Source organism: Mycobacterium sp. (assembly GCF_035653355.1).
Taxonomy (GTDB): Bacteria; Actinomycetota; Actinomycetes; order Mycobacteriales; family Mycobacteriaceae; genus Mycobacterium.
Genome location: NZ_DASRBZ010000665.1, coordinates 1 through 10,824 on the forward strand (window position 1 = coordinate 1; position 10,824 = coordinate 10,824).

The window sequence follows — 10,824 nt, forward strand, 5'->3', positions numbered from 1 at the left end:
CTCGACGCCGCGTTCTCCGATGCGCTGCCGCCGTTTCACCAACGGTTGGTCAATTCGATGTTCACGCTGTCGACGCTTGTCGGCTTATCGGTGGCGCAGCTGACCCAGGGCACGATCGTCGCCAACCTCGGCTTTTCCGAAATCGCTTTCCCGAAGCCGCTGTTTCACGGCGACACGCTCTACGCCGAAACCGTGATCACCGAGAAACGCGAATCGAAGAGCCGTCCGGGGGAGGGGATCGTGACCTTCGCACATACCGGCCGCAACCAGCACGGCGACGTCGTGGCCACCGCCACCCGCAAAACGCTGGTACGGATGCGCCCGCCCGAGTCCGTCGACTGATGGGATTGCGCAACCCCGGTCCGGCGTGGCTGTTCTGCCCAGCCGACCGCCCGGAGAGATACGAAAAAGCCGCGGCTGCAGCTGATATCGTCATCCTCGATCTGGAAGATGGTGTGGCCGCGGGCCATCGGGACAGCGCCCGCAAAGCACTGGTCGACGTCCCACTCGACCCCGCTCGCACCGTGGTGCGCGTCAACCCGTTCGGCAGCGACGATCAAGCCCGCGACCTCGAGGCCTTGGCCCGCACCCGCTACGACACGGTGATGCTGCCCAAATGCGAAGGCTCCGACCATGTCACCGCGCTTTCGCCGCTGGAGGTGGTGGTGCTGGTCGAGTCGCCGCTGGGTGCGCTCAACGTCGCCGAGAGTGTGCGTGCGAACAACGCCGTCGCCGTGATGTGGGGGGCAGAGGACCTGTTCGCCGTGCTCGGCGGCACCGCCAACCGCTACCCGGACGGAACCTATCGCGACGTGGCCCGCCATGTGCGTTCCCGGTCGCTGCTAGCGGCCAAGGCGCATGGTCGTTTGGCCTTGGACTCGGTCTATCTCGACATCAAAGACCTCGACGGGCTGCGCGCCGAAGTCGACGACGCCGTTGCGGTCGGGTTCGACGCCAAAGTTGCTATCCACCCCAGCCAGCTGCCGGTGATCCGGGCCGGTTATGCACCCTCACCCGAGCAGGTGCAGTGGGCGCGACACGTGCTGGCCGCGGCCACCGATCAGCGCGGTGTCTTCGCATTTGAAGGCATAATGGTAGATGCGCCAGTGCTGCGGCGAGCCGAGCGGATCGTGCAGCTGGCGGCTGGCACCGGCTCGTAGCACGATTGCTCTGACCGGCCGCACACCGCGCAGGCGTGGTTGGAGGCGGTATGGCTGAGCTTTCTCAGACGCCGATGACTGTCGACCTCCAACCGGTCCAACTTGTCGGTCCGGACGGCACACCCACGGCCGACGACCGATATAGCCGTGACCTTCCGGACGAGACACTGTGCTGGCTTTACGAGACCATGGTGGTCACCCGCGAGGTGGACACCGAGTTGGTCAACCTGCAGCGCCAAGGCGAATTGGCGCTGTTCGCTTCCTGTCGCGGGCAGGAAGCCGCGCAGGTGGGCGCGGCGGCTTGCCTGCGCAAAACGGACTGGCTGTTTCCGCAGTACCGCGAACTCGGTGTCTTCATCGTGCGCGGCATCCCGCCCGGCCACGTCGGCGCGGCGTGGCGCGGAACTTGGCACGGCGGGCTGGAATTCACCAAAAAGTGCTGCGCTCCGATCTCGGTTCCGGTCGGCACGCACGCCTTGCATGCCGTGGGCGCGGCGATGGCCGCGCAACGGCTCGGCGAGAATTCCGTGACGGTGGCCTTCGTCGGCGACGGCGCCACCAGCGAGGGCGATGTGCACGAGGCCCTGAACTTCGCCGCAGTATTCAAGGCGCCCTGCGTGTTCTATGTGCAGAACAACCATTGGGCGATCTCGGTGCCGGTAGACAAACAGACAGCGGCACCGTCAATCGCGCATAAAGCGATCGGATACGGCATGCCCGGCATCCGGGTGGACGGCAACGATGTGCTCGCCTGCTATGCGGTGATGGCCGAAGCCGCTGCCCGCGCCAGAGCCGGCGAGGGGCCGACCCTGATCGAGGCGGTGACCTACCGGCTCGGCCCGCACACCACCTCCGACGATCCCACCCGGTACCGGACGCAGGAGGAAGTCGAGCATTGGTCAGCACTTGACCCGATTCCGCGCTATCGCGCCTACCTACAAGGCCAGGGCATGTGGACCCAGCGGCTGCAAGAGCGGGTCGCCGCGCGGTCCACGCGGCTGCGAGCCGAGGTTCGTGACGCGGTGTTCGGGGCACCCGATGTCGACGTCGACGAGGTTTTCACCGCGGTGTACGCGGAAATCACGCCGGCTCTGGAAGCCCAACGTGAGCAATTGCTGGCCGAATTGGCCAGGGAGGGCTGATGACCCAGATCGCCGAACCCCCGACTCGCTCGAATGCCACCGCCGCCGCAGCACTGCCGCTGGGCGAGCGACCACAGCCGCAACGTTTGACCATGGTGCAGGCGCTCAACCGAGCGCTGTGCGACGCAATGGCCGACGACGAGCGCGTGCTGGTCTTCGGCGAGGACGTTGCCGCTCAGGGCGGGGTGTTCCGGGTAACCGAAGGTCTGCGCGAAAAATTCGGCGAATACCGGTGCTTCGACACGCCGCTGGCCGAATCTGCGCTGATAGGGATCTCCGTGGGATTGGCGCTGCGCGGCTTGGTGCCAGTGCCCGAGATCCAGTTCGACGGTTTCTCCTACCCGGCCGTCGACCAAGTCGTCAGCCATTTGGCCAAGTACCGCACACGCACCCGCGGCGAAGTGAACATGCCCGTTACCGTGCGGATTCCGTCGTTCGGCGGAATCGGTGCGGTCGAGCATCACTCGGAATCCACCGAGTCCTACTGGGCCCATACCGCAGGCCTCAAGGTTGTCGTCCCGTCGACGCCATCGGACGCCTACTGGCTGCTGCGCCACTCTATTTCCTGCCCCGACCCGGTGATGTTCCTAGAGCCGAAGCGGCGCTACTGGGGTCGGGAGGTCGTCGACTTGGGCGAGCCGGCGCCGCCGATCGGGCGAGCCGTCGTACGCCGTGCTGGCACCGATGTCACGGTGCTGACTTACGGCGGATTGGTAGGAACCGCCTTGTCTGCAGCGCAAACCGCTGCTGGCCAACATGGTTGGAGCCTCGAAGTGATCGATTTGCGCTCACTGGTCCCGCTGGACTTCGACACGGTCGCCGCGTCCATCCGGCGGACCGGGCGCTGTGTGGTGATGCATGAGGGTCCGCGCAGCCTGGGCTATGGAGCTGAGTTGGCCGCGCGCATCCAAGAGGAGATGTTCTACGAGCTGGAAGCTCCGGTGTTGCGGGCGTGCGGATTTGACACCCCGTATCCGCCTGCACGGTTGGAGAAGCTATGGCTTCCGGGCCCGGACCGGCTGCTGGACTGCGTCGACCGCGCGCTGGAGCTGCCGTGACCGAGGACGAGCGCATCAAGCCTTTCTTGATCCCCGACCTGGGGGAGGGATTGGAAGAAGTGACGGTGTCGTGCTGGAACGTCACCGTCGGCGACGACGTTGAACTCAACCAACCGTTGTGTTCGGTGGAGACCGCCAAGGCCGAGATCGAAATTCCCAGCCCGTACGCCGGCCGGGTTGTTGAGATCAGGGGTGCAGAAGGCGATGTCCTCGAAGTCGGTTCGCTGTTGGTGCGCATCGACACCGCGCCGGAACGGGCCGACGCCCCGTCCACGCAGGGCACGCGGCAGGCCGCTGAGTCGAACGGCGAAACATCCCCGCGCAGGCCGGTTCTGGTCGGCTACGGGCCCGACGACACCATCGACACCAGCAGAAGGAAGGCGACCAGCAGGCCCGACGAGCCGGCTGGTGCCGGGCGCCCTAGGGCGAAACCCGCCGTGCGCAAGCTGGCAGCCGAATTGCTTGTCGATCTGCGGGAGGTGCCGCCCGGCCCGGACGGCCTGATCAGCCGGGAGGCCGTTTTAGCGGCAGCCGGAGTCGGCGCCGAGCGGCCCGGCATCACTTACGACGTGTTGCCCGTGCGCGGCGTCCATGCCGAGACGGCAAAGCGGATGGCGATGTCGCGCAGTCGGATTCCTGACGCACACGCGAGTGTTCAAGTCGATTGCACCAACCTGCTACGGCTGAGGGATCGACTCGGTGTGGCTGCCGGGGAAGAGCGCGACGTGATCACGCCGTTCGTGCTCACGCTGCGGCTCGTGGTTATCGCGTTGAGCCACCACAAGATATTGAACTCCACCTGGGTGGACGCTGCTGACGGTCCTCAGGTGCACTCGCATCACGCAGTGCATCTGGGATTCGCCGTTGCCGCACCGCGGGGTCTGCTGGTGCCGGTCGTCGCCGACGCGCACGAGAAAACCACCCGCCAACTCGGCCAATGCGTGGCGCGACTGATCTCTGAGGCCCGCGCCGGCACACTGCAACCTGCCGAGCTGAGCGGCTCGACGTTCACAGTGTCGAATTTCGGCGCACTCGGGGTCGACGACGGCGTGCCCGTGATCAACTACCCCGAGGCGGCGATCCTGGGCATGGGTTCGCTCAAGTCACGCCCGACGGTCGTCAATGACGCCGTCGTCGTCCGCCCGCAGATGACCTTGACGTGCGCATTCGACCACCGCATTGCCGACGGCGCAGTTGTGGCGCAATTCCTTTGCCAACTGCGCGAACTCATCGAGTCGCCGGAAACCGCGCTGCTGGACCTGTAAGCGGCTACCTGGCCCGCGCCGCAGCCAGCCGGGCCGCGAATTCCGGTGATCGAATCGACTGCGCCTGCGGCCCAAGTTCGGCACGCTTGGCCAGTTCGTGCTGCTCGGTGTCGAGCGATCCCGGGCTGGCGGTGGCCCGCATGGTGGCCTTGGTGGCGAGCACGACGTCGCGTGGTGTGGCTGCGGGCCCGGCGGCCAGTTCCAGCGCGGCAGCGACGGGGTCGTCGGCGACACTGAGCGCCAGCCCGTGCGCGACCGCGGCTTGGGCCTCGAAGCACATCCCGAACAACAGCGCGGCGCGGGCAACTTGGGGTCCGACGGCCCGCTGCAGCATCCAGGTTGCGCCGCCACCGGGATGCAGTCCCAGCTTCTGGAAGCGGGCGTCGAACAACGCGGCCGGTCCGGCGATACGCACGTCGGCGGCCAGTGCCAGGTTCAGCCCCGCTCCGACGGCGGCACCGTTGACCGCGGCGATGGTGGGCAGCGTGCAGTTGCCCACCGCCATGAATCCGTCGTAGACCGCTAGCAGGGCTTGTTCGGTGGCCTCGCCCAAAGCGCTGAGGTCGGCGCCAGCGCAGAACGCCTTCCCTGCACCGGTGACCACGACGGCGTGCACGTCGGTGTCGGCCTGGGCCCGCTCTGCCGCGGTGCGCAGTTGCGCCGACATGGCCGCGGTGAAGGCGTTGCGTCGGGCGGGGTCGTTGACAGTGATGATCGCAATGTGGTTGTCGACGCTGTACAGCACAAGATCGGACTCAGCCATCTGGGCACCTCCGCGAAGTCGGTTTGCTGCCGCGCCGGTGGCGGGACCATGGCCCATTGATCTCCGTTAGCCGGCGGCGCTGGGCTATTGGGCTAGCGCGGGTCTGGTCAGTTTGCCTGCGCGGTTGGCAGGGTACGCCGCGTCCATGATGAAGCATGTCAGCGCCACGATCGCTTTGCTAATCACGCCCGTCGCCGTCATGAGCGGCTGCTCGAAACAGGATTCCAACCCGTCGTTGACGCCGACGTCATCGAGCACGTCGGGGTCCGCTGCTCAGAAGCTGACCACACAGATGAATACGGCCGACGGCAAACACGTCGCCGATGCCACCATCGACTTCACAAGCGGGTACGCCACCGTGACCGTCGAGACCGTCGCTACCGGCATCCTCACGCCCGGCTTCCACGGCCTAGACATCCACGCGGTCGGCAAGTGCGAAGCCAACTCCGTCTCGCAGACTGGCGGTCAAGCTGCTGACTTCGCGTCGGCAGGTGACCTCTTCCAAGCGCCGGGGCATACCGGTCAGCCTGCCAGTGGGGATCTGCCGCCGCTGCTGGTGCGCTCGAACGGTGCCGGCAAAATCGTCGCCACCAGCGACGGCTTCACCGTCGACCAGCTCAAAGGTGCGCAGGGCTCCTCGATCGTGCTGCTCCAAGGCTCTGAGATGGCTGGCCAAGGTCCTGCGGAGTCCGGCCAGCGCGTGGCCTGCGGCGTCCTTAGCCCGGCGAGTGCGACGACCACGTCCGTCTCAACGTCGACGTCAACCGTGACCACCACGACGGTCACCCTGGTTCCGCCGGCCACGGTCACCCAGACGCCCTCGTCGACGTCAACCACCCCCAGCACCAGCACCAGCACCGTGACCGTGACCACGCCGAGCCTTCCCCCGACCACGGTGCCACCGGGCAACATGCCGGGCCCTAATGGCTGACTGGCGGAATAGCCGAAACGTCGAGCATCAACCGAAGCCCTACAACCGACAAAGCGCCCCCGGCAGGAATCGAACCTGCGACCTAGGGATTAGAAGGCCCTTGCTCTATCCAACTGAGCTACGGAGGCAATGCGCAGGTCAGTCTATCGAACAGCGCCGATAGGCCCGGCTCTGGCGCGCAACGCCGAGCGAAATCTCATGGGCTGCAATAACGATTCGCTAGTGTGTGACGCGCGACACAGGTACGCTACCGCTGGCCGCCAGCCGCGTTTCGCGGCGTTGCGGTTGCCCGGCGTCAAGGAGCGGCGTTGCGATGAGCATGGCTATGGACGTGACCACGCGGTGCTCGAAGGCGGGTGCCCAGGTATTGCGGCAAGGGCGGCACTTGGCGGCCGACCCGATGGGCATCTACCGGGCCGGCGCTCTGCTGCTGCGCGGTTCGCCATTCGCGGTTGGTTGGTTTGCTGGTTGGCTTTCGGCGGAGTTTTCCCCGCAAGTGCTGACCGGGCATGCGTTGTCGCGGGTAACGCCGCTATCGGTGAGTCGGGTTGCTGCGACATGGGCGGCGCAACGGGCTGATCAAATCCTCACGGCCGCACTCGAGGAGTCGTTCGGCACGCATTACCGCAAACGGGTGCGTCATCCGCTCAGCGACCAGCATGGGTGTGCGCGCCGCGACGGCTTCTTGCATATGGTCGGCCACCGCCGCCGCTACGCGGCGCAGACGTCGGATATCGCCTACGGTCCGATCGGTCGGGACAACCTCCTCGACATCTGGCGCCATCCCAACTTGCCCGATGGACATCGTCGCCCCGTGCTGGTGCAGGTGCCAGGAGGAGGCTGGAGCATCAACGGCAAACGGGGTCAGGCATATCCGTTGATGGCCCGCATGGTCGAGCTCGGCTGGATCTGCGTATCAATCGACTACCGCAAGAGTCCACGCAGCGCGTGGCCGGCGCACATCGTCGATGTCAAGAAGGCGATCGCCTGGGTACGCGACAACATCGCCGAGTACGGCGGCGACCCTGGTTTCATCGCGATCACTGGCGGCTCGGCCGGCGCGCACCTAGCGGCGTTGGCCGCGCTCACTGCAAACGATCCACGGCTGCAGCCCGGGTTTGAGCAGGCTGACACGACTGTGCAGGCGGCGGTGCCTTATTACGGCGTCTACGACTTCACAAAAGCCGAACATATGCATGAACTGATGCTTCCGTTTCTCGAGCACTTCGTGATGCAAACCCGTTACGCCGACAATCCGGAACTGTTTGCGTCGGCGTCGCCGATCTCTCACGCCCACAGCGGAGCTCCGCCGTTTTTTGTGCTGCACGGCGAAAATGATTCGTTGATTCCGAGAGCACAAGCCCAGGCCTTTTGTGCAGCGCTTCGCCAAGCCGGAGCATCCACCGTGTGCCACGCCGAGCTGGCGAACGCTCACCATGCTTTTGACACCGTCGCCACGCTGCGCTCGCGCCTGACCGCCGACGCCGTCGCTGATTTCCTTGGCATGATCTACGGCCGATATCTCCGCTCAGACGCGGAATCTCTGACTCCGAGCGCAATTTCAGCGAGCTGAATTGCGCGGCGAATCGGCCTAGCGAATTTATCGGTCCGGCACGCCATTTCGTAAGTGGTTAATCGGCCGCTGAGCCGGTCGCATGGATCCGCACAATCGGCTTTCCCCACCGCGCCGCGCGGACTAGCGTTGTGTTGGCGCTTGGGCTGCGCACCGGGCATCGGCGAAGCGGCACTGTCGTTGCCCGGGCCCGCGAACTGCATGCGTCTGGACGGGAGGCTTGAGTGGCGATATCAAGGCTGGTCGCGATCAGGCCCGGACGGAGGCGAGACGGTGACTGACGCTGCCGAAACGGACGCCTTGCCGACCGAGCTGGGCGCGGTCGACTATCTGCTGCACCGCGGTGAAGCCAATCCCCGGACCCGCTCCGGAATCATGGCGCTGGAAATCCTCGACACCACCCCGGACTGGGAGCGATTCAGGACCCGATTTGAAAACGCTTCTCGCCGGGTGCTGCGGCTGCGGCAAAAGGTGGTTGTGCCGACGCTGCCGACAGCAGCACCGCGCTGGGTGGTAGATCCCGATTTCAACCTGGACTTCCATGTGCGGCGGATGCGGGTTCCCGAACCCGGCACGTTGCGGGAATTGCTTGATCTGGCAGAGGTGGTTTTGCAGTCGCCTCTGGATATCGCGCGCCCACTATGGACGGCGACCCTGGTCGAGGGTCTGGCCGAGGGCAAGGCCGCAATGCTGTTGCACCTCAGTCACGCGGTGACCGACGGCGTCGGCGGCGTGGAGATGTTCGCTCAGATCTATGACCTTGAGCGTGACCCACCGGCCGAGCCGCCACCGCCGCAACCTATTCCGCAAGATCTCTCGCCCAATGATCTGATGCGCGAAGGGATCAACCAGTTGCCGGGCGCAGTCATCGGCGGTGTCCGCGGAGCCGTGTCGGGAGCGGTGTCGCTGCTTGGCCGGGCGGTTCTCAATCCGCCCTCCGCGGTGGCGCGTGCAATAAATTACGCACGCTCGGGTGTGCGGGTGATGAGCCAGGCCGCTGAGCCGTCGCCGCTGTTACGCCGGCGCAGCCTGGCCAGTCGCACCGAAGCGCTCGACATCCAGCTATCGGACTTGCACAAGGCGGCGAAGGCTGGCGGCGGATCGATTAACGACGCCTACTTGGCCGGTCTGTGCGGCGCGTTGGGCCGCTACCACGAAGCACTCGGTGTCCCCATCGCCACGCTGCCGATGGCGGTGCCGGTGAACCTGCGTGCCGAAGCTGACCCCGCGGGCGGCAACCGGTTCACCGGCGTCAACCTGGCCGCGCCCATCGGTACCGCCGACCCGGTGCAGCGAATGCGCAAGATTCGCGCGCAGATTACCCAGCGCCGAGAAGAGCCCGCGATGGACATCATCGGCTCTGTCGCACCCTTGCTCAGTGTCTTGCCTGGACCGCTTCTGGAGAACATCACCGGCTCGGTGATCGCCGCCGATGTGCAGGCCAGCAATGTGCCTGTCTACCAAGGTGATACATACATCGCTGGCGCGAAGATATTGCGGCAGTATGGGATTGGACCGCTGCCCGGTATTGCCATGATGGTGGTGTTGGTATCGCGTGGTGGTTTCTGCACGATAACCGCGCGCTACGACCGGGCCGCAGTTCGGCACGAGGCATTGTTCGCGCAGTGCCTGCTGGAGGGTTTCGACGAGATCCTGGCGCTGGCGGGCAAACCCGCGCCTCGTGCAGTACCGGCTTCGTTTACTGCGCCAGCGACCGAGTCGCCGTCTCGATCGGTGTCAGGCTCATGACCTCGCCGGCGACGATGCAGAGCCAAGCGATTCCGAGGAGCGGCGCCCCATGACTTCCGACGAAACCCGCAAGTCGGCGCGTGACCTCCAGTTGCCCGGTTCCGTCGCCGAAATCATGGCCAGCCCGCCCGGCCGCCAAATCGGTGCCTTCTTCGACCTGGACGGCACCTTGGTGGCGGGATTCACCGGCGTCATTCTTACGCAGGAGCAGTTTCGGCGCCGCGAGATGGGTGTCGGTGAGCTGATCACGATGATCCAGGCCGGACTCAACCATCAGCTCGGCCGCATCGAGTTCGAAGAGCTCATCACTAAAGCCGCGTGGGTGCTTCGCGGACGCGCGCTCAGCGATATGGAGGAGATCGGCGAGCGGCTGTTCGCCCAGAAGATCGAGTCCCGAATCTATCCGGAGATGCGCGAGCTGGTACGGGCTCACCTCGCGCGCGGCCACACCGTGGTACTCAGTTCGTCGGCGCTGACTATCCAGGTCGAACCGGTGGCCCGCTTCCTCGGGATCCCCAACACCCTTACCAACAAGTTCGAGGTCGATGAGAACGGAATCCTCACCGGCGCCATCGTCAAGCCCATCCTGTGGGGACCCGGAAAGGCAGCAGCGGTACAGAAATTCGCCGCCGAGCACGACATCGACCTTAGCCAGAGTTACTTCTACGCCGACGGCGACGAAGACGTCGCCTTAATGTATCTAGTCGGAAATCCCCGGCCCACCAACCCCGAGGGCAAGATGGCCGCCGTTGCCCGGCGCCGCGGCTGGCCGATCTTACGGTTCACCAGCCGCGGCGGTGGAGGCATCGTAGGGCAATTGCGCACGCTGATCGGCGTCGGTTCAATGGTTCCGGTCGCATCGGTCGCGGTGGGAGTGGGCTTGCTGACCCGCAATCGGCGCCGTGGCGTGAACTTCTTCACCTCCACCTGGTCACAGGTGTTGCTGACCGCGAGCGGTGTGCACCTAAACATCATCGGCAGGGAGAATCTGACCGCACAGCGTCCGGCGGTGTTCATTTTCAACCACCGCAACCAGGCGGACCCGGTCATCACCGCCGCGCTGATCCGCGACAACTGGGTTGCGGTGGGGAAAAAGGAATTAGAGAGCGACCCGATCATGGGCACGCTCGGCAAATTGCTTGAAGCCGTGTTCATCGACCGGGACGATCCTGCCGCCGCGGTG

10 protein-coding genes and 1 tRNA gene are annotated in these 10,824 nt (G+C 65.4%); 9 read left to right on the forward strand and 2 right to left on the reverse strand.

Annotated elements, in window-relative coordinates:
* From VFA16_RS22710 to VFA16_RS22730, 5 genes are all read left to right on the forward strand, one after another.
* A partial coding sequence (locus tag VFA16_RS22710; RefSeq protein WP_324970003.1) for a MaoC family dehydratase occupies positions 1-342 on the forward strand: 342 nt, incomplete at its 5' end.
* The gene (locus VFA16_RS22715; RefSeq protein ID WP_324970004.1) at positions 342-1,160 is read left to right on the forward strand and encodes a CoA ester lyase; all 819 of its coding nucleotides are present in this window, start codon (positions 342-344) and stop codon (positions 1,158-1,160) included. The genes VFA16_RS22710 and VFA16_RS22715, both read left to right, overlap by 1 nt.
* A gap of 50 nt (positions 1,161-1,210) precedes the next feature.
* A complete protein-coding gene (gene pdhA, locus VFA16_RS22720; protein ID WP_324970005.1) occupies positions 1,211-2,302 on the forward strand; it encodes a pyruvate dehydrogenase (acetyl-transferring) E1 component subunit alpha in 1,092 nt (363 codons plus the stop codon).
* Positions 2,302-3,360, forward strand: a complete 1,059-nt coding sequence (bkdB, locus tag VFA16_RS22725) for a 3-methyl-2-oxobutanoate dehydrogenase subunit beta (protein WP_324970006.1) — start codon at positions 2,302-2,304, stop codon at positions 3,358-3,360. Before pdhA ends, bkdB begins: the two co-directional genes overlap by 1 nt.
* Positions 3,357-4,625 carry a dihydrolipoamide acetyltransferase family protein gene (locus tag VFA16_RS22730; RefSeq protein ID WP_324970007.1) on the forward strand — a complete coding sequence of 423 codons (1,269 nt, stop codon included), beginning with the start codon at positions 3,357-3,359 and terminating at the stop codon, positions 4,623-4,625. Before bkdB ends, VFA16_RS22730 begins: the two co-directional genes overlap by 4 nt.
* A gap of 4 nt (positions 4,626-4,629) precedes the next feature.
* Here the strand turns inward: VFA16_RS22730 and VFA16_RS22735 are convergent, their stop codons facing one another.
* Positions 4,630-5,388 (reverse strand): enoyl-CoA hydratase, encoded by a 759-nt coding sequence (locus VFA16_RS22735; RefSeq protein WP_324970008.1) that lies wholly within the window; start codon positions 5,386-5,388, stop codon positions 4,630-4,632.
* A 145-nt stretch (positions 5,389-5,533) separates the two neighbouring features.
* Between VFA16_RS22735 and VFA16_RS22740 the strand changes: the two genes are divergently transcribed.
* The gene (locus tag VFA16_RS22740; protein WP_324970009.1) at positions 5,534-6,319 is read left to right on the forward strand and encodes a superoxide dismutase family protein; all 786 of its coding nucleotides are present in this window, start codon (positions 5,534-5,536) and stop codon (positions 6,317-6,319) included.
* A gap of 54 nt (positions 6,320-6,373) precedes the next feature.
* Here the strand turns inward: VFA16_RS22740 and VFA16_RS22745 are convergent.
* Positions 6,374-6,447 (reverse strand) — tRNA-Arg (locus VFA16_RS22745).
* 185 nt (positions 6,448-6,632) lie between these two features.
* Here VFA16_RS22745 and VFA16_RS22750 point away from each other — a divergent pair.
* From VFA16_RS22750 to VFA16_RS22760, 3 genes are all read left to right on the forward strand, one after another.
* Positions 6,633-7,892, forward strand: a complete 1,260-nt coding sequence (locus tag VFA16_RS22750; RefSeq protein ID WP_324970010.1) for an alpha/beta hydrolase — start codon at positions 6,633-6,635, stop codon at positions 7,890-7,892.
* Positions 7,893-8,165: 273 nt separating this feature from the next.
* The gene (locus VFA16_RS22755) at positions 8,166-9,641 is read left to right on the forward strand and encodes a wax ester/triacylglycerol synthase family O-acyltransferase (RefSeq protein ID WP_324970011.1); all 1,476 of its coding nucleotides are present in this window, start codon (positions 8,166-8,168) and stop codon (positions 9,639-9,641) included.
* Between the two features lie 49 nt (positions 9,642-9,690).
* Positions 9,691-10,824 (forward strand): HAD-IB family hydrolase/lysophospholipid acyltransferase family protein (locus VFA16_RS22760; protein ID WP_324970012.1); only part of this gene is annotated, 1,134 nt, incomplete at its 3' end.

Coding starts and splice junctions, on each gene's coding strand:
- VFA16_RS22740 (WP_324970009.1), top strand. CDS start 5,534: ATGATGAAGCATGTCAGCGCCACGATCGCTTTGCTAATCACGCCCGTC.
- bkdB (WP_324970006.1), top strand. CDS start 2,302: ATGACCCAGATCGCCGAACCCCCGACTCGCTCGAATGCCACCGCCGCC.
- VFA16_RS22735 (WP_324970008.1), bottom strand. CDS start 5,388: ATGGCTGAGTCCGATCTTGTGCTGTACAGCGTCGACAACCACATTGCG.
- VFA16_RS22750 (WP_324970010.1), top strand. CDS start 6,633: ATGAGCATGGCTATGGACGTGACCACGCGGTGCTCGAAGGCGGGTGCC.
- VFA16_RS22715 (WP_324970004.1), top strand. CDS start 342: ATGGGATTGCGCAACCCCGGTCCGGCGTGGCTGTTCTGCCCAGCCGAC.
- pdhA (WP_324970005.1), top strand. CDS start 1,211: ATGGCTGAGCTTTCTCAGACGCCGATGACTGTCGACCTCCAACCGGTC.